Origin of the sequence: Dickeya zeae NCPPB 2538, from assembly GCF_000406165.1 — a bacterium.
GTDB lineage: Bacteria > Pseudomonadota > Gammaproteobacteria > Enterobacterales > Enterobacteriaceae > Dickeya > Dickeya zeae.
Window position 1 is genome coordinate 1,537,174 of record NZ_CM001977.1, and the last position, 25,150, is coordinate 1,562,323.

A 25,150-nucleotide genomic window follows, 5' to 3' on the forward strand; every position below is an offset into this window, starting at 1 on the left:
CGGCTCCAGTGGCTGGTCACGGCTATTTCGTTAACCCCGGACTTGGGTCGCCGGGGTGTAATTGCTCCCACTCGCCGGGGGGGTTAATGAAGCGACTCCCGCGACTGGATATAGCGTTTTTCGAGCTTGTCGAGGAAGGTGAATAAGCACCTGTTCATTTCACTGTAATCATTGGCTCGTAACTCTTCGGGTGACTGGACGAAGCGATAATCCGCAGCCCGGCGTAAATCCCTGTCGGAATGTGCAATCAGTAAGTCAACGACGTCCGGAGTCAGTTCCATATGACACTGAAAGCCGTAAACCAGCTCGGAATAAGCCACTATCTGATGCGGGCAGCCTTCACTGTAGGCGATGATTTCTGCCTCAGGCGTGAGCCCCGGCATATCGTTATGCCAGTGTCCGACATCGAGCTTATTGCCGAAATGAGAAAACAACGCGTTCTTCTCGCTTGTGTCGGTCATAAAAATCGGAAACTTGCCGATCTCTTTTTCCGGACTGTGCGCAAAGGGGGCACCCAGTGCTTCGCCAATCAGTTGAGCGCCCAGACAGACGCCGATGATGGCTTTACCCGATAGCGCTACAGCGGCAATAAGGGCCTGCTCAGCTCTGGAATCAAAATAGGGGCATTCATCAACAGTGACAGAAGGATCCTGAGGTCCGCCCATAACAATTAACAGATCGATGCCCCGCGCATCTTCGGGAAGTTTTTGACCCGCATAAACACGGGAAAAGGTAACCTCATGGCCGCGAGTCACGGCCCAGGTTTCGAAAGCCGCAGGCGCTTCGAAACTTTCATGAACAATAAAATGAACTCGCACTGGCATATACTCCTGAAATGCTTGTTAACTGTTTAATTCAGTGCCCGTTGCCCCGGCAAAATGTTGACCGGGTGACGTCAGCCAGTTCATGTTAAACCTAAGGTTTTAATCTGAGATGCCAGTAAGCTTTGATAAAGCGCCAAGACACGATGACGTAACGGGCTGGTCAGCGACGGCCATTTCTTACCAGCGCGGAGAGTGTGATCCTCCCCATTATCATCTTGAAGGGCAGTTATTGTTTGCGACCACAGGCGTTATGCTCGTTGAAGCCGCAGACAGGCGATGGGTTATACCTCCTCAACGTGCACTGTGGATCCCACCGTTGATGGAGCACTCATACCGACTGTTATCCCATACGGAACTGCGCGCTGTTTATGTCAGTAAGAGCCTTCTTTCAGCGTGTCTGGATTTCACCCGTCACAGTCTGGTTCATGTGATAAACGCGACTTCACTCGTGAAAGCGCTAATTGCCGGCCTTTTCTCGGGAGAACATCACGGCCAGATAAAGCGAAAAATGGTACTTTTACTGCTGGATATTCTCTCCGAGGCACCCTCCGCGGTTGCAGAACTTCCGGTACCGCGAGATGAGCGATTATTCCGTGCCACAAGAGAGCTGATGCTCAGTCACCGCTGGGAAGCCTCCTTAACCGACATGGCCTATATTGCCAACATGTCTGAAAGGTCTTTTTCTCGCCTGTTTTTGCGTGACACCGGGTTCAGCTTCAGAACATGGAAGCAGCGCGCCAGGATATACACATCGCTGGATCTTCTCTCTGAAAACATCCCTGTCAAACAGATCGCCTGGCAGCTTGGCTTTTCCTGTCCTGCTGCGTTTTCCACGGCATTCCGTGCAGTGATGGGCATAACACCTGGTGATTTTTAACCTGACTATAGCTGGCCGGTGGGGACAGTAGCGCTCAGTGATGGCGGTTCCCCGGTACGCCGTCAGTCGCCGGGCCGACTTATCAGAAGGTCAGAAAGGTTTGGTGGGAAGGGACTTGCCGTCCAGAGTGATCACGGCGCGATACTCACCGCCCCGCTGCAGGTGCTGACTGAGCGGAGCTGCAACGATGCTGCATGTATCCCAGGCCGCCCCTCGCTTGTCGCAGTCCTGCTTTGATATCTGCAGGACTGAGCCCAAAGGGGCGTTGCTGGCACTATTTCTTCTTATTAAGCATCGATTTGAGATCGGCGAAGGGGTTATAGGTTGCTGCACCAACCTCTTTTTGCGCGTCTTCCCCCGCGACAACGGTGGTACCGTATTGCTCGGCTTCCGTGTACTTCGAGTGTTCGTGGTCATGACAATACAGACACAGCAACTCCCAGTTGCTGCCATCTTCCGGGTTATTGGTATGGTCGTGATCGATATGGTGAACCGTTAATTCGCGTAGGTTTGAATAAACAAACTCCCGTGAGCAGCGCCCACACACCCATGGATAGATTTTTAGTGCTTTCTCACGGTAACCGCTTTCCAGCCGCGCGTAGTTTTTGGGGATCAAAACCATTGCCGATGCCACCTGTTATAAAGGGATAATTTTATAATATACCTCATATAGAGAACAGAAAGAGACTGTTCGTCGTAGTCTGTTTGATCCCTTCCCCATACCGGCACCAGACAACACTCAGGCTTTGGCAGAAGGTCTTACTGGTATGTTGGCAACCATGACACCGAGCGTTATCACTGCGACGCCCATGACATTTGGTAAAGAAAAATGCTCACCCAGTAGTGGAACCGCTAACAAATAGGCGAGTGCAGGACACAGGGAACCTATCAACGCACTTTGACCAGGGCCCAATCGTTGCACGGCGACGGTATAACTCAAACTTGAAACAATACCGGTACCTAACCCCTGTATTAGCAGAAAGGGAAGCATGTCATGCCATGCCACGTTGCTAAGGTGTGACTCGACCAGACCTGCCATCATCAGACTGAGTAATATCAGAGTGGATGGGATGCTAAGCAACAAAACACACCCAATCGTATCCAATCCGCTGCGGCGAATTGCCAGCGTGTAGGCTCCCCATAGAAGACTGGCCAGCAGTAGCAGAGTCCCGCCACCGATCATGTCTTTGTTAAATCCGGGCATTACCATCCATGCAACGCCAGCCAGGATAAGCATAATGGCGCGCAATTGCTGTTTACTCGCACGATGCCGGAAAACCAGGAAAGCCAGCAGAATGACGGCGAGTGGCGATGTACCCGCAATCAGCGCCGCCACATGAGCGGCAGATGTAAGATGCCCTCCCGCCGACGCGATAAAAAAATAGGGAATGCCGCCGCCAACAAGTATGGCGATGACTTCAATTGGACGCAGGGTAGAGAGTTGTCTCAAACGCGCAGGGAGCCAGGGCAACAGGAGTAGTGTGGGGACGCCAAAACGAAACAGCGCAACATCAGCCACTGATAGCGGGGAGGCACCGATAGCTCGGATGGATATTGCAAACAGTGACCACGCGATTACTGCAATAGCCATCGCAATATAGCCAAAAACCATTCCTTTGGTTCGGTTTTGCTTCACCTCGCCACGTTGAACATTTCTCTCATTTTTCACATTCTCGACGTGCATCTGGCTCCATCCCGGTAACAGTGTTTGTTTTAAACATGCTACGCAGTTTTTGATGGTGAATTGATGCTATTTCATCTATTTTTAAGTTTTGATTTAGTGGGATCCTCCAATAATGGATAAGATAGATTCGACAGATCGACAAATCATTGCTCTCTTACAGCAAGAGGGGCGACTAACCATTCAAGAGTTGTCTCAGAAAATCAATCTTTCCCCGACTCCGTGCCTGCGGCGAGTGAGGCTGTTGGAGAAAGCTGGCGTTATAAGTGGCTATACGGCCGTTGTGAATGAGGAAGCCTATGGGCTGCCAATCACCGCGTTGGTGCGAATCCGTTTGGAACATCATTCAGAATCATCAGTACGCACATTCGAGCAGTCGGTGGGGTTTATTGACGAAATCATGGACTGTTATGTCATGGCGGGTGACGCAGACTATTTGCTGCGTGTTTTGGTTAGTAGCTTTCGCGACTACGAACGCTTTGTACGAGACAAGCTACAGAAAATTGGTGGTATTGCTGCGATTGAGACCAGTTTTGCCTATGGCGTGGTTAAACGCTCAAAGGTCTTTCCTCGTCTTTAAATGCGTAATCGACTCAGTATTGGAAGAGCCGCGTGAGCGAACTCGCGCTCTTCGTTGCACAACGCCGCCTCACTTCATAGTCATATCGTGGTTTACATGTACGCACAGGCTGGCAGCAGAGAATTCGGTCTCTTGGCTCCTGTCAGCCTGTGTTTAACACCATTGAGCAATGATAAAATTTGCTATCACGCAATGAACTCAACAATACGCAACAGCGTGGCGTAGACGTTGAGTTGGCAAGCCTGACTACGTAGCCTGCGCTAGATAGTTTGCGGGCGAGTTCTGCACCAATGGCGCCAGCCCCGATGATTCCAATTTTCATACCGTGACTCCTAACGTATTCGTCAATCTTAAGATGAGGTTTATCGTGGCCGTCTTATGCGGGGCACCATGCAGAAGGTCTTTCAGGGCTCATAGAGGAAAGATTAACGGACTGAATAGCCTTCAGCATCGAGCCCCGCAAGGGATTCATTCAATACCCGGTACCAGGGTTAAAAGTCCCGCATAAGATCAGAAACAATCTCTCCCGCCGGACGAATCGCGTTGATGACAGAAATCCCCGTGCCGGTGGACACAACGCCCTTGTCAAAATGGCCGAGCCTCATGGCCTGCCACAGTGAGTGGTATCCGTTCATGGCGTTAAACATCGTTTCACGATCTGTACCCTGAGCGTCTAATTCAGCCAGCGTGGGACTGAGATCGGTAGGCAGGGTACGGTAATAAGCTGGCATCGTGCGGAACAGCAGCAGATCCTCCGCCGTGGAATTAACAATCAGGTGTTTAACTTTGTCAGCCGCTGGGTTTTCTACTGCGGTTAGAAACAGGCTGCCCGCATAGACGCCTTCCGCCCCCAGCGCCAGTGCGGCACGCACGCCGCGAATATCGCCGATACCGCCTGCCGCAATGACCGGAACTTTCACACTATCCACTATCATGGGAACGATGCTGAACGTACCAATCACTCGGGTTGGAACGGTGCCACCTTCGTCAAAACCCGTAGCGATAATCATGTCGGCCCCTAATATCTCGGCTTCTTTTGAATTAGCGATAGTGGGCGTCAGGGCGCGGTAGAGGATTTTGATGTTATGGCTTTTAAAGAAATTAAATATTTCAGCGTTCAGGACTTCATTAATCAGCACGACTTCCACACCTTCTTCAGCCAGCATTTCTGCGGTGGGTCGCCAGAAGCTCATATCCGGGCCGTTAATCACTGTCGCCGCGAAGGGTTTGTTAGTCATTTTTTTTACTTTTCTGATCTCTTCTCGCATGCGATCCAGTGCCACATAACGCGAGCCGGGCAGGCTTTCTTGCCCGGCGTGTGGCCCCAGTGTGCCCAGACCACCAGCATTTGAAACGGCGGCGACCAGTTCCGCATTCGTCAGAAAATATAAGGGAGCCTGTATGATGGGGTAGCGAATATTTAAGGTTTTAGTGACGCGATTATTCATTGTTAAATCCAGCAGAAAATAGAATTGGCAAAATTCTACGCTTTACAAAATGGAATGGAATCGCCAAAAATAAGAACGTAATTCCCAAAAATGGAAATGACAATGGATTTCAACACGACTAAATGGTTCATCGCGGTGGTGAATGCTGGCAGCTTTTCTGTCGCCAGTGACAGAATGGGCGTGCCGATTTCCACACTAAGTCGGAAAATCAATCAGCTTGAGCAGGAGCTGAACGTACAGCTTCTGGAACGCTCTCGACATGGGGTTAAACCCACCGATAAAGGGCAAAAATTCTTTGAGCAGGCGCGTCTGGGGGTTGAGTTGCTGGAGGACGCGCAAAAGTCTGTCATCTCTGCCCACACACTACAGGGAAAGCTGCGTCTGTCTGTCCCCCCTAATTTTTCAATCTGGTGGGATTTATTGATCGCATTTCAACAACGTTACCCCGATATCACCGTATTTTGTCATTCTAGCGAGAGAGTCGTTGATTTGTTCGAGGATGGCATCGACGTAGCGCTCAGAATGGGAAATTTAAATACTGATAATGTGATTGCTAAACCTGTCATGACAGTGGAAGCGCTTTTTGTGGCAAGTCCCGCATTATTAGCACGTTACGGTACCCCGCAGACACTGGAAGAAATGGCACGACTCCCAATAGCCGCGTGGGAAAGTCTACATCATGGTTCTTTTGAATGGGGGAGGGGATCGGGAAAGGTGAAATACGAGCCTGTTTTTTCCAGTAATAACACACAGGGTTTAATTCATTATGCGCTGAGTGGTATGGGTGTAGCACAAGTGCTGGATTTTTCGGTCAGACCTTGGCTGGAAAGTGGTGAACTGATACGGCTTTTACCTGGGATAATGATGCAAAGCCTCCCGTTACACCTTGTCTATGCTCGTCATAAACATCCATCCGCCCTTGTGCGCGCGTATCTGGATTTTTGTTTAGAATGGGTGGGAAAGCTCAATTAGTGTTATAACTTTTTCACCCTACGAAACGCCCTTGATGTAGATAACAGAAAGTGGACTGCTGCTATGTTGGCATAGCCCAGTCCGGTTGGTGATATTGGGGAGACTGATCAGGTCGCACAATCCGGGCTGAATTCCCTCAACGTGTTCTACTATTCCGCGCTGCTATTTAGTCAGCGCCGCTATTTAGGTGCTATACCCGTCATACTTCAAGTTGCAGGTGTGTTGGCTGCGTTCATTCACCCGAATCACTTACCTAAGTAAGCTCATCGGGATTCACTCACTTGCCGCCTTCCTGCAACTCGAATTATTTTGGGTATATAAATAATCTACGTTATTTTTTGTCGATTAGAAATTTGATCGTTTCAACGTACTGTTGTACGAAAGCGTCCATGCTACTTATATCCATACCTTGCATGTTAACTATATATTTACCATTAACATACATAGCGGGGACCCCCTGTAGCTGAAGATCGGCTACCGCTTTTTCCTGCTGGGCAACAAGCGATTTCACAACGAAGCTGTTCCATGCCGCATCGTACTCTTCTGGCTTAACGCCTGCATCAATAAATACTTTTCGGATATCAGCATCCGTCTTTATCGTCTGTGTTTTCTGAATACCCTCAAACAGTGGTACAGATATTTTATCTTCTACCCCCAGAGCCATTGCCACAGCCCAAGCCTGGGTAAGATATTTACCCATAGGTTCAAGGAACTCTACGTGGTATTTAGTGAGGTGGATGCCTTCTGGCAGCTCTTTTTTTACATGATCTGAAATATGAAAAACCTGCTCAAATTGGTAACAGTGTGGGCAATTAAACGAGAAGAATTCTAATACCTGAGGTTCTCCAGCAACCGATTTGTCTAAGGTCTTATACTGTTTACCGTCGGTAATCTGTGTGGCAACAGCGTTAAAAGCAAGCATTATACTTGCCAGAATCAACCAAATTTTATTCATAGTTAATATTCTCCTGAATATCAGTAGTATACCCGCCATGTTTCAAGTTGCAGGTGCGTTGGTTGCGTTACTCACCCCAGACACTGATTTGTGTTAGCACCTGAGGATTTGTTCGATGGCCGCCTTCCTAATAATTCGAGTTATTTAGGATATAAATATAAATGCGCTATCTCTTTAATATTCACCTGGCTAGAACGGTCTACATATTATTTCCCGCAGTCCATATTGAATTCTGATGTTGCACTCATAAAATTACGAACACTCTGTCATGATTACTGCTGCTACAAATTACGTGGCCCGATGGCTTTACCAAATCACGCTTTCGTCGATATTGGTAAGCGGTTTGACCGTCCCATGCCGAAGCTAACCGCTACAGTTATGGCACCATAAACAAAAGCACTCAGCGCGATAATCGTGAAAAGCGATGATAAGTCAGCATTAAACTGTGTGACCGCTAGCCACCCAGCCACCGCTGCAATCACCATACGTACGGTCCCGGCGATCACGGGCCAGAACACGCGTTTCGCCCCTTGCCCGGCAAAATAGAGCGCCATAGCGATGCCGATGGCACCATAAAACGGCGCGACGTTTTGCAGGTAGAGGGTCCCAACCGCCAGAATGGCGCGATCGTCGCTAAACAGCGAAAGCCAAAGCCGCGGATAAACCGCCACGACAAGCCCGATTAACTCGGTAAACGTAAACGCGACGGCGGCACCAACCCAGGCAATACGTTGTGCGCGCTGTTTTTGCCCCGCACCGATGTTGACGCCGACCATGGTCATAACCGCCGTTCCCAGCCCAAACAGCAGCGGGATTTGCAGATAATCCAGCCGTGAAGCGATGCCATACCCGGCGATGGCATCTGGCCCGAACAGCCCGACAACGGCAGTCACCACGGTAACGGTCAAATTGATCTGCACAGTACCGATGGCCGACAGGAAACCCACGCCAAGTACGTCGTTGAACAATCGGGAACTCAGCGGTGCGATTGCCAGCCGGATAACGCTGTTGGCGGAGCGCATGTGTCTGACCAGCAATAGCGTGGCAAAGAGATAATAGGAAAGTATCGCTATCCCCGCGCCGGCGACGCCAAACGAGGGTAGCGGCCCCCATCCCATTATCAATGCAGGAGAGAGCGGCAGCAAAATAGCGCCACCCAGCAAGGTGATACGCGCTGGCGTTTTCGTGTCGCCCGCGCCGCGCAGAGCGGCAGACAGCAACGCAACCAACCAGACCAGCGGTGACCCGGCAAACACAAGATTTGAATAGGCCAACGCGGCAGAAAGTGACGGCCCGTTGACCCCCATGATGCGATACAGCGCCTCACCGCCGATGAGAAGAAGACCGGCAAACACCGCCCCCATAATCATCGCGATAATCACGCCATGCCAGAGCAGCGCCTGCGCATCCTGCCATCGACCGGCACCCGATGCCCGCGATATCGCCGATGACAATCCCCCACCAATGCCGCCATTCGCCATCATTTGCATCAGCATCAACACGGGAAAGACCACCGCCACCCCGGCTAATACATCGGCACCAAGCGAACTGACAAAGTAGGTTTCTACGACCCCCACCAGCGCCTGAACCACCAGCACCGCAATCGTCGGCAACGCCAGACGCAGCATGACTGGCAGGATGGGGCCGACCAGAATATCCGTGGTCAATTGTTTGGCGGTCGGCTCGTGGCTTCGATTGGCGTTCGGTAATAATTTCGTCATCATATGGGCCCAACACTCAGTGTGATGAATAACAGTTAAACGCCGCTCTTGCTGTGCTGACTGGGCGCGGCTTCCCCCGTGTCGCCAGGTTGCCAGCCACCGCCGAGCGCGTTGAACGCCGCGACCGCCGCGCGGGCGGATTCGGCTTGCGCCTGAAGTCGCGCATCAGAAGCTCGCAGCAGGCTGTCATCGGCTTGCAGCACCTCTATCAGGCTAAGGGTGCCGTGCTGATAGGCCGCAAACGCGGCATCCCGCGCTCGGCTGAGTGAATCAACCCCTTGTGTCAGCACGCGGGCCTGCTCCTCATGGTTAACCAGCGCCGAGAAGGCGTTTTCCACATCTTCAGTCGCCTGCAATACCGCCAGCCGATAGGCCGCCAGCATCTCGGCTTCCTGGCCTTTGGCCTGATTGATCTGCGCATTGATGCGGCCGAAATCGAACAGCCGCCAGCGCAAACCAACCACCCCGGACGATTGGCTGGCGCCGTTGCTAAACAGGTTGCCACTGGATACCGTCGTCGCGTTGCCAAGCAGCCCGCTCAGGGAAAATTTGGGGTAATACTCGGCAATGGCAACACCAATACGCGCGTTGGATGCGGCTAAGCGACGCTCCGCCACGATCAGGTCCGGCCGGCGTCGAAGCAGCTCACCCGGCGTGCCGGTGGCGGCGATTTGCGGCGCGGCGGGAATGGCGCTGGTCTCAGCCAGTACAGCCCGGTTTGTGCCCGGCGCTGACCCCAGCATCACATCCAGCGCGTTCATTGCCGTATCCAGCGCAGTTTGTAAAACCGGCACCGATGCCTGCACCTGCGCCAACGCGCCTTCGGCTTGTTTTACCTGAAGCTCTGCCGCCAACCCTTTGCCGTACAAGCGGTTGATGGTGGCGAGCAAATCCTGCTGTGTTTGCACTTGCCGACGAGCGACGTTCAGGCGGGCCTGTAATCCACGAATTGTGATGTAGATGTCGGCGGTCTGTGCGGCTACCGCCAGACGGGTTGCCGCCACTCCCGCTTCAGACGCCTGATACTCGGCAAGAGCCGCTTCCCGCCCGCGGCGCAGGCCACCGAACACATCCAGTTCCCAACTGGCACCGAGATCGGCCTCGTAGCTATTACCGTAGCGGTCGAAACCCGGTGTCGAGTTCAATACTCGCCCCAACGGGGTTTCGACAGACTGGTAGGCACGGCCCGCCTGACCGGAAAGGTTGCCGGAAGGCAGCAGTGCGGCATTCGCCGCGCCAAGACCGGCACGAGCTTGTATGACCCGCGCGGAAGCCTGCGCAAGAGAGAGATTCTGCTGCAACGCCTGCGTGACAAATCGGGTTAATTGCGGATCACCGAAGCCCTCCCACCACGTCAGAAGCTCGGCACGGGTGGCGGCATGTCGTTGATTAACCGCCTCCTGGCCCAGGTATTTTTCCTGCATGGACACCACTGGCCGGGTGTAATCAGGGCCGACAGCGCAACCGGTTAACAAACCAACCACGGTAAGGGCGATAACGGGAGACTTGGGTAACATAATTTTCCACCATAGACATTGCACTGACTTGTGACCATATTACAAAATAGTCACTCGTTGTCAACGAGAAGGTCAGGGGGTAAACTTCTCCCTGTGTATTACATCAGGGGCAAGTTGCAGACCATGAGTAAAGAAAACCCTTATCCCGTGTCGAACCGGGGCCCGGCTGATCATGATGTACGGGATCAGATAGTGAGCGCCGCGACTGAACATTTCAGACTTTATGGCTATGAAAAAACCACGGTTTCCGACCTGGCCAAAGCCATCGGTTTTTCCAAGGCCTACATTTACAAGTTCTTCTCATCCAAGCAGGTGATTGGCGAGATGATTTGTGCCAACTGCCTGCGAGAGATCGAGACAGAAATTCGCGCCGCCATTGAAGAAGCCGCTCAGCCGCCGGAAAAATTACGACAAATGTTTAAAGCTGCCGTCGAAGCCAGCCTGCGTTTGTTCTTTCAGGACCGAAAGCTGTATGAAATTGCCGCCTCCTCCGCTAGCGAGCGCTGGCAGTCGGCGATCGCCTATGAAGAACGCATCCAGACCCTGCTGCATGATATTTTGCTGGAAGGGCGGCAGAGCGGGGATTTTGAACGAAAAACGCCGCTTGATGAAACGGCAGCAGCGATTTATCTCGTCATGCGACCTTATCTCAACCCGCTGATATTGCAGTACAGTTTCGATTATGCCGATAAAGCGCCGGCACAGCTGTCCAGCCTGATACTGCGTAGCTTATCGCCATAGTTCAACAGTGAACATGATTTGTGACTATTGACTAAAATGGTCACTTGATTGAAGATGGGTCACCTGATTAATCCGTCAAGGGGACTCTACACTATGGCTCGTCGCCGCCTCCTTTCATTTGCAGTCATCTGCGCATTGCCGCTTGCCCTGGCCGCTTGCGGCGAAAAAACGCCCTCCGACCCGCGAACGCAGGCACCACTGGTACGTTCAGTAACACTACAGGGGTCAGAGGTTGCATCACGGACGTTTACCGGAACGGTCGCTGCCAGAATAGAGAGTGATTTAGGGTTCCGGGTCTCCGGCAAAGTGCTGGAACGGCTGGTCGATACCGGGCAAGCCGTTAAACGCGGTCAACCGCTGATGCGGCTTGACCCTGCCGATCTGGAGCTCGCCGCTCGTGCACAGCAGGAAGCCGTCGTCGCTGCCCGCGCCAGGGCGCTACAAACCGCCGAAGATGAAGCCCGCTACCGTGACCTGCGTGGAACCGGCGCGATATCGTCATCCGCTTACGATCAGGTGAAAGCCGCGGCAGACTCGGCTAAAGCCCAGCTCAGCGCCGCTCAGGCTCAGGCTGATGTGGCCCGAAACGCTAACCGCTATGCGGTACTTGTCGCTGACAGTGACGGTATTGTGATGGACACGCTGGCCGAACCGGGGCAGGTGGTCAGCGCCGGGCAAACCGTCGTACGTCTGGCGCAGGCCGGGCAGCGCGAAGCGGTTATCCAGTTACCGGAAACGTTGCGTCCCGCGCTCGGTTCAATCGCACTGGCAACACGCTTTGGTCAGGCAGGCGCTGGCACCCCGGCCACTCTGCGACAACTCTCCAACACGGCGGACAAGCTGACGCGCACATTCGAGGCACGTTATGTACTGCAAGGCGAGCAGGCTAATGCCCCGTTGGGAACCACGGTGATGATCCGCATCCCCGACCCGCAATCCGCGACGCAGGGCAGCCTGCAAGTGCCGCTGGCCGCCCTGTTTGACGCAGGTAAGGGGCCGGGTATATGGGTTATCCACGGCGAACCGGCGACGGTAACCTGGCGTCCGGTCGTCATTCAGACGATGAGCGACGACACTGCCCGTGTCACCGGCCAGATACAACAAGGTGAACAGATCGTCGCACTCGGCGCGCACCTGCTGCACGAAGGCGAAGCGGTGCGTATTGCTGAGGTTGCCGCCACGACGGCTACTGCGGGAGGCCGTCCATGAGTGAAGGCCGTTTCAATCTGTCGGCGCTCGCGGTACGCGAACGTGCCATTACGCTGTTTCTGATCTTCCTGATCTCTGTCGCCGGTATCCTCGCGTTTTTTCAGCTTGGACGCGCGGAAGATCCACCGTTTACCATCAAGCAGATGACGATCATCACCGCCTGGCCGGGAGCGACGGCGCAGGAGATGCAGGATCAGGTCGCCGAACCACTGGAAAAACGCCTGCAGGAGTTGCGCTGGTACGACCGCGCGGAAACCTACACCCGCCCTGGTCTGGCTGTCACCATGCTTTCTCTGCTTGATAGCGCGCCACCTTCGGAGGTGCAGGAGGAGTTTTATCAGGCGCGTAAAAAGATGGGGGATGAAGCCAAAAAATTGCCTGCTGGCGTTATCGGCCCCCTCATCAACGACGAATATGCCGACGTGACGTTCGCGCTGTTTGCGCTCAAAGCCAAAGGCGAACCGCAGCGGCTGTTGGTGCGGGATGCGGAAGCCTTGCGCCAGCAACTGCTGCACGTTCCCGGGGTGAAGAAGGTCAATATCATCGGCGAGCAGCCTGAGCGCATTTTCGTTTCGTTCTCCCACGACCGTCTGGCGACGCTGGGCGTCACGCCGCAGGATATTTTCGCCGCGCTCAATAACCAGAACGTGCTGACCCCGGCGGGCTCCATCGAGACCAAAGGACCGCAGGTGTTTGTGCGCGTCGATGGCGCGTTCGATAACCTGGAGAAAATCCGCCAGACCCCTATCGTGGCACAGGGACGGACACTGAAGTTAGCGGATGTGGCCACCGTCGAGCGCGGTTATGAAGACCCCTCGACCTTCATGGTCCGCAGCAACGGTGAACCGGCGCTGTTGCTGGGCGTCGTGATGCGAGACGACTGGAACGGGCTGAAACTCGGCCAGGCGCTTGAAGCGGAAGTCACCAGCATCAACGCAGCGCTTCCCCTGGGCATGACCTTGAGCAAGGTGACCGACCAGGCCGTCAACATCAGTTCGGCGGTCGATGAGTTCATGGTCAAATTCTTCGTCGCGTTGCTGGTCGTGATGGTGGTGTGTTTTATCAGCATGGGCTGGCGCGTTGGTATCGTGGTCGCCGCGGCGGTGCCGCTGACGCTGGCGGCGGTGTTCGTCATCATGGCCGCCACGGGCAAAAATTTTGACCGCATCACGCTGGGTTCGCTGATTCTGGCGCTGGGCTTGCTGGTAGATGATGCCATCATCGCCATCGAAATGATGGTGGTGAAAATGGAAGAAGGGTATAGCCGCATCAAAGCATCGGCCTATGCCTGGAGCCACACGGCGGCCCCGATGCTTTCCGGTACGCTGGTCACTGCCATCGGCTTTATGCCGAACGGGTTCGCCCGATCCACCGCCGGTGAATACACCAGCAACATGTTCTGGATAGTCGGTATTGCGCTGATCGCATCCTGGGTGGTGGCAGTGGCGTTTACCCCTTATCTGGGGGTGAAAATGCTGCCGGATATCAGGCAGGTCGAGGGCGGACACGACGCCATCTACAACACCCGCCACTACAACCGTTTTCGAAAAGTACTGGGTTTCGTCATTGCCCGCAAATGGATCGTCGCTGGTGCGGTCATCACGTTGTTCGTGGTATCGGTGCTTGGCATGGGGGCCGTCAAGAAACAGTTCTTCCCGACATCCGACCGGCCAGAAGTGTTGGTTGAAGTGCAGATGCCGTACGGCACCTCGATCGAGCAAACCAGCGCCGCCACCGCGAAAGTCGAAGCCTGGCTGTCGCAGCAGCAAGAAGCGCGGATTGTTACGTCTTACATCGGCCAGGGGGCGCCGCGTTTCTTCCTCGCTATGTCACCTGAATTGCCCGATCCGTCGTTCGCCAAAATTGTGGTGCTGGCAGGTAACGACAAAGAGCGTGAAGCCCTCAAGTTCAGGTTGCGCGAGGCGATAGCTGGCGGCTTAGCGCCGGAGGCGCAGGTACGCGTCACTCAGATCGTGTTTGGCCCGCCGTCGCCGTTCCCCGTCGCCTATCGCGTCATGGGGCCGGATCCGGACAAACTGCGCGCCATCGCCGATGAAATCAAAACCGTTATGAACGCCAGCCCGATGATGCGCACCGTCAATACGGATTGGGGACCGCGTGTTCCGACCTTACACTTCACGCTCAACCAGGACCGGCTCCAGGCGGTAGGGCTGACCACCAACTCGGTGTCCCTGCAACTGCAATTCCTGCTGAGCGGTACCCCGCTGACCGACGTGCGTGAAGATATTCGTTCGGTGCAGGTTGTCGGCCGTGCGGCGGGTGATATCCGCCTTGATCCCGCCAGGATCGCCGACTTTACATTGGTCGGTTCCGCCGGGCAGCGCATCCCGTTGTCTCAGGTAGGGTCGGTCGATATCCGCATGGAAGACCCGATCCTACGCCGCCGTGACCGCACGCCGACCATCACGGTGCGCGGTGACATCGCTGAAGGGCTGCAACCGCCGGATGTTTCCACCGCCATCATGACCCAGTTGCAACCAATCATCGCGCGCCTTCCGGCTGGTTATCGGATAGAGCAGGCTGGCTCAATCGAGGAATCCGCCAAGGCGACCCAAGCCATGCTGCCGCTGTTCCCGATCATGATCGCCCTCACGCTTCTCATCATCATTCTGCAGGTGCGCTCAATCGCCGCCATGATCATGGTGTTCGCCACCAGTCCGCTGGGGTTGATCGGCGTGGTGCCAACTCTGCTGCTGTTCCAGCAGCCATTCGGCATCAACGCGCTGGTTGGCCTGATTGCGTTGTCAGGGATCCTGATGCGTAACACGCTGATACTGATTGGACAGATCCACCACAACGAACAGGAGGGGTTGGATCCGTTCCGTGCGGTTGTCGAAGCCACTGTACAGCGAGCCCGACCGGTACTGCTGACGGCGCTGGCGGCGATTCTGGCGTTCATCCCGCTCACCCATTCGGTGTTCTGGGGAACCCTGGCCTACACGCTGATCGGCGGCACGTTGGCCGGGACAATCCTGACGCTGGTGTTCTTACCGGCCATGTATTCCATCTGGTTCAAGATCAAGGCGGTTCGCCATGCGTGATCTGTCCACTGACCATTAATTATCTAATTTGAGAGGACTTACTATGTCAGAACAAAAGGTTGTGGTGGTTACCGGCGTCTCGTCAGGCATAGGTCGTGCCGTCGCACAGAAATTTGCCAGTCAGGGCTGTAAGGTCTTCGGCACCGTGCGCAACATCAATACGGCGAAGGGCTTGCCCGGTGTGGAATTGATCGAAATGGATGTGCGTGACGACGACGCCGTACAGCGCGGCATTCAGTCGATCGTGGCGCGGGCCCAACGCATTGATGTGCTTATCAATAACGCGGGAACGAGCTTAGTCGGCGCGGTGGAAGAGACCTCAACGGCTGAAGCCGTCGCTCTGTTCGAGACCAACGTGTTCAGTATTTTGCGCACGGTGCAGGCGGTGCTGCCACTCATGCGCGCGCAGGGTAGCGGGCGGATCGTCAACGTCAGTTCGGTGCTCGGTTTCCTCCCGGCGCCGTACATGGGGTTGTACTCCGCGTCCAAACATGCGGTGGAAGGACTCACGGAAAGTCTGGATCATGAAGTCCGCCAGTTTGGTATCCGCGTCACGCTGGTGGAACCCTCTTTCACCCGCACCAATCTGGATATCAACGCGCCGCAGACCAGTACCAAACTCGACAGCTACGATCGCGAGCGCGAACAGGCATCACGCGCCATCGTCAACAGCGTCAAAAGCGCCCCCGCCCCTGAAGGGGTGGCTGGCACGATTGTCGATGCCGCTCTGGGACCGTGGCAGATGCGCCGCACACCGTCAGGGCAAGCCTCTCTGCTACGCAAACTGCGCCGTTTTATGCCTGCCGGCCCGGTTGATTCCAGTTTGCGTAAAACCTTCGGGCTCAATTGACCATTGATTTAGCGCTTATGTAAGCATGTTAGAGGTAATACGCCATGAGTACGGGAAACGCTACACGTATCGTCGTGACAGGAACCGGTATTGTCGGGCCATTGGGATGTGGCACCGAAAACGTCTGGTCTCGCCTGCTGGCCGGACAATCAGGTATTCGAACGTTACCTGCCGAGTTTACCGAGGGGACCGGCACGTTGATCGGCGGGCAGGTGCCGGATCGACAGGACGATCCGCTGGCGGGTTATGACGCCGGGGAGGTTATTGCGCCCAAAGAACGCAAGAAAATGGATCGTTTCATTGAGTTTGCGTTAATGGCCGCTAAAGAAGCGCTCTCTCAGGCGAGATGGAACCCTGCCGAAGCGTCTCAACGTGAGCGAACAGCCACGATTATTGCTTCCGGTATCGGCGGGTTCGGTGCCATCGCCGAGGCGGTGCGTACCACCGATGAGCGCGGACCGCGTAGGCTGTCGCCATTTACCGCCCCTTCTTTCCTCGCCAATATGGCGGCCGGACATGTTTCTATTGCGCATGGCTTCAACGGACCGATTGGCGCGCCGGTCACCGCCTGCGCGGCGGGCGTGCAAGCTATCGGCGATGCGGCACGGCTGATACGCAGCGGCGAAGCGGACGTTGCCTTATGCGGCGGCACCGAGGCGGCATTACACCGCGTCACTCTCGGGTGCTTTGCGGCCGCCCGAGCGCTGTCAACCGCATTCAATGATCGCCCTCAGGAAGCCTCCCGCCCCTTTGACAGAGACCGAGACGGCTTTGTGATGGCTGAAGGCGCGGGACTGTTGGTCATTGAATCCCTCGACCACGCACTGGCGCGCGGCGCACGTCCGTTGGCGGAGTTGGTCGGCTACGGCACCAGCGCTGATGCCTACCATCTGACGGCCGGTCCGGAAGATGGCAACGGCGCTCAACGCGCGATGCAGCAAGCACTGCGACAAGCAGGCATCGCTCCCGGCGAGGTTCAGCACATTAACGCACATGCTACCTCTACACCCGTCGGCGATCGGGGAGAACTGAGCGCCATTCGCGCGGTGTTCGGAACTGACTCCAGCGTTGCGATCACATCCACCAAATCCAGTACCGGTCATTTACTGGGAGCGGCCGGCGGTATCGAGGCCATTTTCACGGTTCTGGCGCTGCGCGATCAAATCGTACCCCCAACCCTCAACCTAACCCATCCGGATGAGCTGGCCGACGGCCTTGATCTGGTAACGACAACGGCACGAGCAATGCCGATGCAGTATGCCCTGTCGAATGGATTTGGGTTCGGCGGGGTGAACGCCAGCGTGCTGTTTCGTCGCTGGGAGGCGGATTAAGAAGCGAGCGTCGAGGCAATATCATCAGGCTAAGCGCTGGCACAACGTGCTCCGCCTCGTGTTCTCACGTTATTACTGCGTCAACATCAAGGGACATTGCTATGAGTAAAATTTGGTTTATCACCGGAGCCTCTCGCGGCTTTGGCCGCCGCTTTGTTGAAGCGGCACTGCAGCGTGGCGATAAAGTTGTCGCAGCCGCTCGGACTATCGAGTCGCTAGCCGATTTGGTTGTGGCTTATGGCAGCGCGGTTTTACCGTTATCGCTGGATGTGACCGATAAGTCGGCCGTAACCGACGCTATCAGTCAGGCTCACGCGCACTTCGGACGGCTGGATGTCGTCGTCAACAATGCCGGTTATGGCGTTTTTGGTATGATCGAGGAGATGAGCGAGCAAGAGGTACGCACCCAATTCGAGACCAACGTGCTGGGTACGCTGTGGGTGACACAGGCTGCGTTGCCCTACCTGCGCGCTCAGGGCAGCGGCCATATCATCATGTTATCCAGCCTGCTCGGCCTCGCTTCCTTCCCGACAACCGGCATCTACAGCGCGTCTAAAGCGTCTGTCGAAGCCTTTGCCGATGCGTTATCCCAGGAAGTTGCCGCTTTCGGCATTAACGTAACGATTGTCGAACCCGGCCCGTTCAGCACCGATTTTTCCGTATCCGCGGTTTACGCCTCACCGTTGGAGTCTTACAGCGGTGTGCGTGATGCGTTTAACGCCAGTTTCTCTTCTATGCCGATAGCCGACCCTGATATCGTTGGCCCGGCGCTGCTGAAAGTGGTTGATGCCGAAGACCCGCCGCTGCGCATCTTCTTTGGCCCGCTTGCCAGCCAGGTTATCCCGTATGTTTATGCCGAGCGGCTCAAAACATGGGAAGCCTGGGGAGATATAGGCACCGGAGCCTAAACTCAAGACAGTTAACCCCCTTGGTGGCTTGAGCGTGAAGCAGCATTTCACGCTCAGCCTTATTCTTTCATCGGGTTTGTCGCCGAAGGTTTACGCCTTCATTCCGCCCACTCGATAAGCGCTTTATGCACTTCCCGTGCCCGCAGCGTTTCTGTAGTCGCTGCTGCTCATGCCATGCGTATTAGGATTGTGACAGTTCCTGGGGAGTCCTCAGGCTGACTCTGTCGCTGAGTGAGTCGCCGGTGATACCTCGCGAATCGGAAAATGGATGAGCGCCGCGCCTGTTGCTAACGCAATGTCGATGTACCAGACCCAGTCATAGTTGCCCGTTGCCTGGAAAGCCAGTCCACCGAGATAAGCGCCGAGGAAACCGCCGATCTGGTGCGCAAGCATTAGAACGCCGAAGAGCATTGCCATATTGGCTGGTCCGAACATTTTTGCGACGAGCCCGGCTGTAGGCGGTACTGTTGACAGAAAAGTCACCCCCATCACCGCTGAAAACAGAAGCATGATAATCGGTGTTTTGGGGACCAGCAGGAATGCCAGAACGGCCAGGCCTCTGGTCGCATACAGCAATGAAAGCAACGACTTCATGCGCCAGCGCCCCACGGCCCAGCCCATGGTGAGACTGCCTATGATATTGAACAGGCCAATCAGCGCCAGTGACCAGCCTGCAATCGCTGGAGGCATACCGCAACTCTCGACCATGCCGGGTAGATGCGTAGCAAGGAATGCGACATGGAACCCACAGACCAGAAAGCCTGCCGCGAGGAAGCAATAGCTCGGTGTTGCCAGCGCGTGGGCCAGAGCATGACGTGCTGTAGGCATCGCTGAGTCTGATGCGATTGCAGAGGTTGTTGCTATTGCGTTGGCGTTACCTTTGAGCACCCATGCGGCAGGGAGTGCCAATAGCACCAGGACACCCAGCCACTGCATGGATTGCGCCCAACCCAAGGATGTTGTCAAGCCGATTGCGATGGGAGCCATGGCTAATTGCCCGAGAGAACCACCAGCATTGACAATACCTGTAGCCAATCCTCGTTTGTGCGTTGGCACCAGCCTTGCGCTTGCTGCCATCAGAACGGAAGGACCTGCCATGCCAGCCCCTCCGGCGGCCAATACACCAAGGCTGATAATCAGGCCGAGGGTAGAGTGCATGAACGGTGTCACTGTCGTACCGATAGCAATCAATATCACGCCAATGACAATCACACGCCCTGCGCCAATGCGGTCTGCAATGGCACCCGCGAAAGGTTGCGTTATTCCCCACCATAGTTGTCCGAAAGCGAAGGCCAGGCTGATGTCCGTGATCCCTAAGCCTGTGGCCGCGTTCAATGATGACAGGTATAGCCCCATCGTATTGCGCACACCCATGGTGAATGCAAACGCACCGGCTGCAGCCAGCAATACCGCCCAGATCGGGTAGTGGGGCGGTCTGATCGGTGCTTGTGCTAACGTGGATGAGGGAAGCTCATTTTTCATGTACATCTTCCGAATGATCTTTTGCGGCCGTGGCAATGTCATGGCGAAAGCTACCGTGACGTGAAGACGTCGCATGCATGGATAACCACGCAGAATCGCGTGGTTATACGTTGATGCGCTCTTTGGGGGGGCCTATTGGTTCTTGCCCCATCGGTTTCGCTCAGCTTAAGCGACGACCCGAGTGAGGCTGGTGGCCCAAGGAATCGGGGACCTCGCCGGTGCTGAGGAGGCGATGTTGCTCACGGTGTCGAGGCGATGGAGTTGTTCGTCTGATAGGGCTAGTGTCAGCGCCCCAAGGTTATCGCTGAGTTGGGCCTGTGAACGTGGACCGATGATCGGTACGGCACCATGCGTACCCGCCCAGGCGATGGCGACTTGACTGGCACTCACACCGTGTTCATTGGCAATAGCCAATACCGTGTCGAGAATCTGTGTCCGATGTGTGGAGTTTTCCGGCTGGAATGCTCGTCCACCAAAACCTTCAGCGCGTCCTTTTTCGCCTTGTCGGTACTTGCCCGTTAACATGCCGCCCCCCAGCGGCGACCAGGTCACGATGCCAAGACCCAGTGCGAGCGAAGCAGGAAAGAGGTCTGCCTCTGGCTCGCGGTGGACCAGGCTGTGTTCAAACTGTGCCGCTGCGATGGGGACTGCGCGGGTCAATTCCGCCAGCGTGACCGCACGGGCAAGACGCCAGGCCGAGAAATTCGACAGGCCAGCATAGAGAATCTTGCCTGCGCGCGCGAGGTCCTCAAAACCACGGATGAGTTCGTCGATGGGGGTGATGTCATCAGGACGATGCGCCCAGTAGATGTCGATCCGGTCAGTCTTGAGACGTTTGAGGCTCGCCTCTACGGAGGCGACCAGTGCCTTGCGGCTATTGCCTGTCACCAACCGGTTTGCATTCGGCATGGCACCGTCGGTGAACTTGGTCGCGAGAACGAAATCCTCACGCCGTCCTTTCAGAAGCGAGCCGAGAAGTTCTTCGGACTGGCCGAACTGATAGATGTCCGCCGTATCGATAAAGTTGCCGCCAGCCTCGGCATAAGCGTTGAAGATGGCCTCTGCGGCTTCAGGGTCAGCGCCATGTCCCCAGCCGGTGCCGAAGTTACCCGTACCCAAAGCGACCTGAGAGACGCGAAGACCGGTCTTACCAAAAGCGGTGTATTTCATGTGCTGCTCCGTTGATAAAAATGCAGGTCGGATAGATGTTGACGGCTGTAACAGCCATCAACCGTTGTGTTCGTTCGCTGACGCATCCTCAGGATCTGCCGTGTTCAGTGACGCGAGGATCTTGTCGCGGCAAACCATCAAGATTTCATCAGCCAGTGGTGAGTCGTCTGGACAGGCGCGCGACATGACGATGGCACCAAGGGCATGCGCCAGTATGTCAAGGTAGTGGGATCGCACAGCGTTAGCGTCTGGTGCGTCAGGCATCGTGTTGGCTTGACTCAGTGCGGCCAGCACATTCTCGATACCGGCGGCAAATGCCGCCCGAACGGCTTGCGGTTGGCGTGCGGCATCCCCACTTAGCGCCGCTATCGTGCAGCCTGTTGAACGGGCGTCGCGATGCTCACGTGAGAGATAACCCCGTACGAGCGCCGATATGTCCGAGCCAGCCGACAGTTCTGCGGTCTGAGCCAGGCCGCACGCGGCCGATTCCACCATCAGATCAGCCTTAGAGCGGAAATGTTTGTAGAAGCCGCCGTGGGTGAAGCCTGCCTCCGCCATGAGATCGGCCACACCAATCCCATCGTAACCGCGCTCCCGAAACAGGGTTGATGCCGTTTCAACAATGTGTGCCCGGTTTGCCTGCGCTTGTGCTTTGGTGACCTTCATATCCGTTCCATTGTGAGTTCATGCTTTAAGGAATAGCTTCACTATACATTGATTATGACCGTAATCAAAATATTGACAGTTTAGATTATGATTGTCATCATTGAATTCGCTTACAACACCAGGAACTGAAATGACACGACCGAGAAAATGTTTTTCGGCCTGTGCGGCGGCTGAACGCGCCAACTCACATCACTCATTCAAAGGAATAAAATAATGACCAAACCTGCAACAGTCCTCATCACGGGGGCTTCCAGTGGCATCGGTGCCACCTATGCCGCGCGTTTTGCCCGTCGTGGTCACGATCTCGTACTTGTCGCCCGCGACGAAACGCGGCTGAACACATTGGCTGCACGTCTGAAAGAGGAGTTCGATATCGCCGTTGAGGTATTGCAGGCTGATCTGACGCAGTCTGCCGATCTTGCCGCCCTCGAAGCCCGTCTGCGTGATGACAGCCGCATCAGCATTCTGATCAACAACGCGGGGATGGCTCAGACGGGTAGCTTTGTGCAGCAGACAGCGGTGAGTATCGAAAACCTGATTGCACTCAACACCACGGCACTAACACGGCTCGCCGCTGCGGTTGCCCCGCGATTCGTACAGTCTGGCAGTGGCACCATTGTCAATATTGGTTCGGTCGTCGGCTTTGCTCCCGAGTTAGGTGCTTCAATTTACGGTGCCACCAAAGCCTTCGTACTCTTTCTGTCACAGGGCTTGCATTTGGAGCTTTCACCTCATGGTGTCTATGTGCAAGCCGTGTTACCTGCAGCGACCCGCACGGAAATCTGGGAGCGTGCCGGTATTGACATCAATACGCTGCCTGAAGTGATGGAAGTGGATGAGCTTGTCGATGCAGCGCTGGTGGGTTTCGATCGCCGTGAGTTGGTCACTATTCCACCGCTTCATGTCGCTGAACGTTGGGATTCGTTGGATGCGGCGCGCCAAAGTTTAATGTCGGATCTCCGACAGGCGCATGCAGCGGAACGCTATCGTCCCCAATAAGTATCGAAAGCAGCGCATTTACTAGCCCCACACGTCTGTTGCGTCGCGCGGCACACTCCGCCACCCAGAGGTCGGACAGCAATTTGTAAGAATGATTAGGAGCATTGAATGAAAAGAGAGAGACGCGTAGCCCTCGTTACCGGGGCCTCATCGGGTATCGGGAGAGCCACTGCCGACAAGCTTGTAACGGCTGGCTATCGGGTCTATGGCACGAGCAGGCAGGGCGCTCAGGCCGGTCTGCGCACGTTTTCTCTGCTGGCGATGGATGTGACGGACGATGAATCTGTCGCCGCCGCCGTCGATGAACTGCTGCGCCTGGAAGGACGCATCGATCTGCTGGTCAATAATGCGGGCTTCGGCCTTAGCCCTGCGGCAGCGGAAGAGAGCTCTATTGCACAGGTACGTGCGCTGTTTGACACCAACGTACTTGGCGTCGTCAGGGTGACCAATGCCGTTTTACCCACCATGCGAAAGCAAGGCAGTGGTCGCATCTTGAATGTCGGGTCGGGGTTGGGGATTATTCCGGCACCTTACAACGCGCATTACTCGGCGACTAAGCATGCAATTGAAGGGTATTCCGAATCTCTTGACCATGAAGTGCGCGAGTTTGGGGTACGCGTTGCGGTTATCCAACCGGGCGTCACACGAACGTCATTTGACTCAAGCGCTACCCCATCCGATAAGCCTCTTTCTGCCTATGATTGGAGCCGCCAGAAATACCTTGTCGCCTACGAGAGCGCCATGTCCGTAGCGGATAGCGCTGATAGCGTGGCCGAAACTATCGTGTTGGCAGCAAACGATAAAACACCTCGTCTGCGTTACCCCTCGGGCAAGGTAGCACGTCAGGGGGCTTTCGCCCGGCGATTTCTTCCGCGTGGTTTCTTCGACAAGATGCTGCACAAGCAATTTGGTCTGGGTTAACTCATGCCAATCGATGGGCCACGCTATGAATACATCTAGTCGGTGACGTCGCACCGTCCGGCATGATGTCGAGGGCAGTGCAGGGGCCTCTTGCCTGTACGATAAATTGAGTATCCAGAGCCCTTTTTCCCTCAATATGCTGACTTATCTACGAAATTTATCACCACGGAGTAAAAATGAGCATAACTTTTAACGCGCTGTTGACCACCAAGACCGGCGGCGAAATTTCAACAACGCTCGTCGATTTTGATGCAGCCGACCTCATGCCGGGTGACGTCAGTGTCGCTATCGACTATTCAACGGTGAACTACAAGGATGCAATGGCCATCAGCGGTCAAGCGCCGATAATCCATCAGTTTCCATTGATTCCTGGCATTGACTTTTCAGGGGTCGTCGAGTCCTCGTCGCACCCAGGGTTCAACGTTGGTGATCGTGTTGTCGCCAACGGTTGGGGCCTGAGCCAGACCCACCATGGTGGCCTGGCGCAGAAGGCGCGCGTCAAGGGTGACTGGCTGGTCAAATTGCCCGATGTTTTTTCGACGCGAGATGCCATGGCTATCGGCACGGCTGGATACACCGCGATGCTGTCCGTACTCGCGTTGGAGCATGCGGGCGTGACGCCGGACAAGGGGGACGTGTTGGTGACAGGCGCTGGTGGCGGCGCGGGTTCGGTGGCTGTCATCCTGTTGTCCAAACTGGGGTATCGGGTTGTGGCCTCGACCGGGCGTTTGGAGGAAGCCGGATACTTACGCGAATTAGGCGCTGCCGAGGTCATTGAGCGTCGCACGCTGTCCGAACCTGGCGCACCAATCGGTAAAGAGCGTTGGGCCGGTGCGATCGACTCCGTGGGGAGTCACACGCTCGCCAATGTGCTGGCGCAAACGCGTTATCGCGGCGCAGTGGCGGCTTTCGGGCTTGCACAGGGGGCTGATCTGCCTGGTTCTGTGCTGCCGTTTATTCTACGCAATGTGACTCTGGCTGGTATCGATTCAGTTAATGCGCCGCAGGACGTACGGTTGCAGGCATGGGAACGTCTGGCGACTGATCTGGATCTGGGTAAACTTGCACATGCCACGCAGGTCATCGGGTTGACCGATGTGGTGGATCTTGTTGGGCCTATGCTTCACGGGCAGGTGCGTGGTCGCACCGTCGTGGACGTCAATGTCTGATGGGATAGCCTAAAGATTCAAGGGGGGGAGTGTTCGGTCGCCGTCGGTACGGACCACGATCATCAGA

The 25,150-nt window shown here is 55.4% G+C and carries 23 protein-coding genes; 12 read left to right on the plus strand and 11 right to left on the minus strand.

Going from position 1 to position 25,150, the window contains the following annotated elements; all coding sequences use genetic code 11:
* Window positions 1–83: 83 nt before the first annotated feature.
* Window positions 84–818 carry a type 1 glutamine amidotransferase gene (locus tag DZE2538_RS06740; RefSeq protein WP_038917120.1) on the minus strand — a complete coding sequence of 245 codons (735 nt, stop codon included), beginning with the start codon at window positions 816–818 and terminating at the stop codon, window positions 84–86.
* A gap of 115 nt (window positions 819–933) precedes the next feature.
* Between DZE2538_RS06740 and DZE2538_RS06745 the strand changes: the two genes are divergently transcribed.
* Window positions 934–1,701 carry an AraC family transcriptional regulator gene (locus DZE2538_RS06745; RefSeq protein ID WP_038915922.1) on the plus strand — a complete coding sequence of 256 codons (768 nt, stop codon included), beginning with the start codon at window positions 934–936 and terminating at the stop codon, window positions 1,699–1,701.
* Between the two features lie 274 nt (window positions 1,702–1,975).
* Here the strand turns inward: DZE2538_RS06745 and yajD are convergent, their stop codons facing one another.
* Both yajD and DZE2538_RS06755 read right to left on the minus strand, forming a co-directional pair.
* Entirely contained in the window at window positions 1,976–2,323 is a 348-nt protein-coding gene (gene yajD, locus DZE2538_RS06750) for an HNH nuclease YajD (protein ID WP_019844761.1), read from the minus strand.
* Between the two features lie 117 nt (window positions 2,324–2,440).
* The gene (locus DZE2538_RS06755; RefSeq protein WP_038915923.1) at window positions 2,441–3,385 is read right to left on the minus strand and encodes a DMT family transporter; all 945 of its coding nucleotides are present in this window, start codon (window positions 3,383–3,385) and stop codon (window positions 2,441–2,443) included.
* Between the two features lie 112 nt (window positions 3,386–3,497).
* On the opposite strand from DZE2538_RS06755, the gene DZE2538_RS06760 reads away from it, so the two are divergent.
* Window positions 3,498–3,962: an Lrp/AsnC family transcriptional regulator gene (locus DZE2538_RS06760; protein ID WP_019844763.1), complete on the plus strand. Its 465-nt coding sequence runs from the start codon at window positions 3,498–3,500 to the stop codon at window positions 3,960–3,962.
* 142 nt (window positions 3,963–4,104) lie between these two features.
* Here the strand turns inward: DZE2538_RS06760 and DZE2538_RS21450 are convergent, their stop codons facing one another.
* A complete protein-coding gene (locus tag DZE2538_RS21450; RefSeq protein WP_413783130.1) occupies window positions 4,105–4,311 on the minus strand; it encodes an NAD(P)-binding domain-containing protein in 207 nt (68 codons plus the stop codon).
* Window positions 4,312–4,453: 142 nt separating this feature from the next.
* Window positions 4,454–5,410 (minus strand): NAD(P)H-dependent flavin oxidoreductase, encoded by a 957-nt coding sequence (locus DZE2538_RS06765; RefSeq protein WP_038913589.1) that lies wholly within the window; start codon window positions 5,408–5,410, stop codon window positions 4,454–4,456.
* A 102-nt stretch (window positions 5,411–5,512) separates the two neighbouring features.
* On the opposite strand from DZE2538_RS06765, the gene DZE2538_RS06770 reads away from it, so the two are divergent.
* Window positions 5,513–6,382: a LysR family transcriptional regulator gene (locus tag DZE2538_RS06770; RefSeq protein WP_038913590.1), complete on the plus strand. Its 870-nt coding sequence runs from the start codon at window positions 5,513–5,515 to the stop codon at window positions 6,380–6,382.
* A gap of 331 nt (window positions 6,383–6,713) precedes the next feature.
* Here DZE2538_RS06770 and dsbA read toward each other — a convergent pair whose 3' ends face one another.
* The 3 genes from dsbA to DZE2538_RS06785 all read right to left on the minus strand — a co-directional run bounded on the left by dsbA (window position 6,714) and on the right by DZE2538_RS06785 (window position 10,575).
* On the minus strand, window positions 6,714–7,337 hold the full coding sequence (gene dsbA / locus DZE2538_RS06775; RefSeq protein ID WP_038915926.1) for a thiol:disulfide interchange protein DsbA: 624 nt from the start codon (window positions 7,335–7,337) through the stop codon (window positions 6,714–6,716).
* 314 nt (window positions 7,338–7,651) lie between these two features.
* Complete coding sequence (locus DZE2538_RS06780; RefSeq protein WP_023639381.1) at window positions 7,652–9,061, minus strand: MATE family efflux transporter; 1,410 nt, start codon at window positions 9,059–9,061, stop codon at window positions 7,652–7,654.
* Between the two features lie 32 nt (window positions 9,062–9,093).
* Window positions 9,094–10,575 (minus strand): efflux transporter outer membrane subunit, encoded by a 1,482-nt coding sequence (locus DZE2538_RS06785; RefSeq protein ID WP_038915927.1) that lies wholly within the window; start codon window positions 10,573–10,575, stop codon window positions 9,094–9,096.
* A 123-nt stretch (window positions 10,576–10,698) separates the two neighbouring features.
* Between DZE2538_RS06785 and DZE2538_RS06790 the strand changes: the two genes are divergently transcribed.
* From DZE2538_RS06790 to DZE2538_RS06815, 6 genes are all read left to right on the plus strand, one after another.
* A complete protein-coding gene (locus DZE2538_RS06790) occupies window positions 10,699–11,316 on the plus strand; it encodes a TetR/AcrR family transcriptional regulator (protein ID WP_019844770.1) in 618 nt (205 codons plus the stop codon).
* A gap of 93 nt (window positions 11,317–11,409) precedes the next feature.
* A complete protein-coding gene (locus tag DZE2538_RS06795) occupies window positions 11,410–12,525 on the plus strand; it encodes an efflux RND transporter periplasmic adaptor subunit (protein WP_019844771.1) in 1,116 nt (371 codons plus the stop codon).
* Complete coding sequence (locus DZE2538_RS06800; RefSeq protein ID WP_038915928.1) at window positions 12,522–15,587, plus strand: efflux RND transporter permease subunit; 3,066 nt, start codon at window positions 12,522–12,524, stop codon at window positions 15,585–15,587. The genes DZE2538_RS06795 and DZE2538_RS06800 overlap by 4 nt, the downstream gene beginning before the upstream one ends.
* Before the next feature lie 43 nt (window positions 15,588–15,630).
* The gene (locus DZE2538_RS06805; RefSeq protein ID WP_038915929.1) at window positions 15,631–16,437 is read left to right on the plus strand and encodes an oxidoreductase; all 807 of its coding nucleotides are present in this window, start codon (window positions 15,631–15,633) and stop codon (window positions 16,435–16,437) included.
* A 44-nt stretch (window positions 16,438–16,481) separates the two neighbouring features.
* Window positions 16,482–17,768, plus strand: a complete 1,287-nt coding sequence (gene fabF / locus DZE2538_RS06810) for a beta-ketoacyl-ACP synthase II (RefSeq protein ID WP_038915930.1) — start codon at window positions 16,482–16,484, stop codon at window positions 17,766–17,768.
* Window positions 17,769–17,869: 101 nt separating this feature from the next.
* Entirely contained in the window at window positions 17,870–18,676 is an 807-nt protein-coding gene (locus tag DZE2538_RS06815; protein ID WP_038915931.1) for an SDR family NAD(P)-dependent oxidoreductase, read from the plus strand.
* A gap of 210 nt (window positions 18,677–18,886) precedes the next feature.
* On the opposite strand, the gene DZE2538_RS06820 is transcribed toward DZE2538_RS06815, so the two are convergent.
* The 3 genes from DZE2538_RS06820 to DZE2538_RS06830 all read right to left on the minus strand — a co-directional run bounded on the left by DZE2538_RS06820 (window position 18,887) and on the right by DZE2538_RS06830 (window position 21,994).
* On the minus strand, window positions 18,887–20,158 hold the full coding sequence (locus DZE2538_RS06820) for an MFS transporter (protein WP_236617006.1): 1,272 nt from the start codon (window positions 20,156–20,158) through the stop codon (window positions 18,887–18,889).
* 165 nt (window positions 20,159–20,323) lie between these two features.
* Window positions 20,324–21,328, minus strand: coding sequence for an aldo/keto reductase (locus tag DZE2538_RS06825; protein ID WP_023639390.1), 1,005 nt, complete (start codon window positions 21,326–21,328; stop codon window positions 20,324–20,326).
* 57 nt (window positions 21,329–21,385) lie between these two features.
* The gene (locus DZE2538_RS06830; protein WP_023639391.1) at window positions 21,386–21,994 is read right to left on the minus strand and encodes a TetR/AcrR family transcriptional regulator; all 609 of its coding nucleotides are present in this window, start codon (window positions 21,992–21,994) and stop codon (window positions 21,386–21,388) included.
* A 213-nt stretch (window positions 21,995–22,207) separates the two neighbouring features.
* Here DZE2538_RS06830 and DZE2538_RS06835 point away from each other — a divergent pair, with 213 nt between their 5' ends.
* From DZE2538_RS06835 to acuI, 3 genes are all read left to right on the plus strand, one after another.
* Window positions 22,208–22,993 (plus strand): SDR family NAD(P)-dependent oxidoreductase, encoded by a 786-nt coding sequence (locus tag DZE2538_RS06835; RefSeq protein ID WP_019844778.1) that lies wholly within the window; start codon window positions 22,208–22,210, stop codon window positions 22,991–22,993.
* 108 nt (window positions 22,994–23,101) lie between these two features.
* A complete protein-coding gene (locus DZE2538_RS06840; RefSeq protein WP_038915932.1) occupies window positions 23,102–23,914 on the plus strand; it encodes an oxidoreductase in 813 nt (270 codons plus the stop codon).
* A gap of 176 nt (window positions 23,915–24,090) precedes the next feature.
* Window positions 24,091–25,083 carry an acrylyl-CoA reductase (NADPH) gene (acuI, locus tag DZE2538_RS06845; RefSeq protein WP_201765540.1) on the plus strand — a complete coding sequence of 331 codons (993 nt, stop codon included), beginning with the start codon at window positions 24,091–24,093 and terminating at the stop codon, window positions 25,081–25,083.
* The last annotated feature ends 67 nt before the right edge of the window (window positions 25,084–25,150 follow it).

Bases quoted from the DNA above. Each gene is read 5' to 3' on its own strand.
- DZE2538_RS06755 (WP_038915923.1), bottom strand. From the start codon at position 3,385: ATGCACGTCGAGAATGTGAAAAATGAGAGAAATGTTCAACGTGGCGAG.
- DZE2538_RS06815 (WP_038915931.1), top strand. From the start codon at position 17,870: ATGAGTAAAATTTGGTTTATCACCGGAGCCTCTCGCGGCTTTGGCCGC.
- DZE2538_RS06795 (WP_019844771.1), top strand. From the start codon at position 11,410: ATGGCTCGTCGCCGCCTCCTTTCATTTGCAGTCATCTGCGCATTGCCG.
- DZE2538_RS06745 (WP_038915922.1), top strand. From the start codon at position 934: ATGCCAGTAAGCTTTGATAAAGCGCCAAGACACGATGACGTAACGGGC.
- yajD (WP_019844761.1), bottom strand. From the start codon at position 2,323: ATGGTTTTGATCCCCAAAAACTACGCGCGGCTGGAAAGCGGTTACCGT.
- DZE2538_RS06840 (WP_038915932.1), top strand. From the start codon at position 23,102: ATGAAAAGAGAGAGACGCGTAGCCCTCGTTACCGGGGCCTCATCGGGT.
- DZE2538_RS06805 (WP_038915929.1), top strand. From the start codon at position 15,631: ATGTCAGAACAAAAGGTTGTGGTGGTTACCGGCGTCTCGTCAGGCATA.
- DZE2538_RS06830 (WP_023639391.1), bottom strand. From the start codon at position 21,994: ATGAAGGTCACCAAAGCACAAGCGCAGGCAAACCGGGCACACATTGTT.
- fabF (WP_038915930.1), top strand. From the start codon at position 16,482: ATGAGTACGGGAAACGCTACACGTATCGTCGTGACAGGAACCGGTATT.
- DZE2538_RS06760 (WP_019844763.1), top strand. From the start codon at position 3,498: ATGGATAAGATAGATTCGACAGATCGACAAATCATTGCTCTCTTACAG.
- DZE2538_RS06770 (WP_038913590.1), top strand. From the start codon at position 5,513: ATGGATTTCAACACGACTAAATGGTTCATCGCGGTGGTGAATGCTGGC.
- acuI (WP_201765540.1), top strand. From the start codon at position 24,091: ATGAGCATAACTTTTAACGCGCTGTTGACCACCAAGACCGGCGGCGAA.
- DZE2538_RS06790 (WP_019844770.1), top strand. From the start codon at position 10,699: ATGAGTAAAGAAAACCCTTATCCCGTGTCGAACCGGGGCCCGGCTGAT.
- DZE2538_RS06820 (WP_236617006.1), bottom strand. From the start codon at position 20,158: ATGAAAAATGAGCTTCCCTCATCCACGTTAGCACAAGCACCGATCAGA.
- DZE2538_RS06780 (WP_023639381.1), bottom strand. From the start codon at position 9,061: ATGATGACGAAATTATTACCGAACGCCAATCGAAGCCACGAGCCGACC.
- DZE2538_RS06835 (WP_019844778.1), top strand. From the start codon at position 22,208: ATGACCAAACCTGCAACAGTCCTCATCACGGGGGCTTCCAGTGGCATC.
- dsbA (WP_038915926.1), bottom strand. From the start codon at position 7,337: ATGAATAAAATTTGGTTGATTCTGGCAAGTATAATGCTTGCTTTTAAC.
- DZE2538_RS06785 (WP_038915927.1), bottom strand. From the start codon at position 10,575: ATGTTACCCAAGTCTCCCGTTATCGCCCTTACCGTGGTTGGTTTGTTA.
- DZE2538_RS06800 (WP_038915928.1), top strand. From the start codon at position 12,522: ATGAGTGAAGGCCGTTTCAATCTGTCGGCGCTCGCGGTACGCGAACGT.
- DZE2538_RS06765 (WP_038913589.1), bottom strand. From the start codon at position 5,410: ATGAATAATCGCGTCACTAAAACCTTAAATATTCGCTACCCCATCATA.
- DZE2538_RS06825 (WP_023639390.1), bottom strand. From the start codon at position 21,328: ATGAAATACACCGCTTTTGGTAAGACCGGTCTTCGCGTCTCTCAGGTC.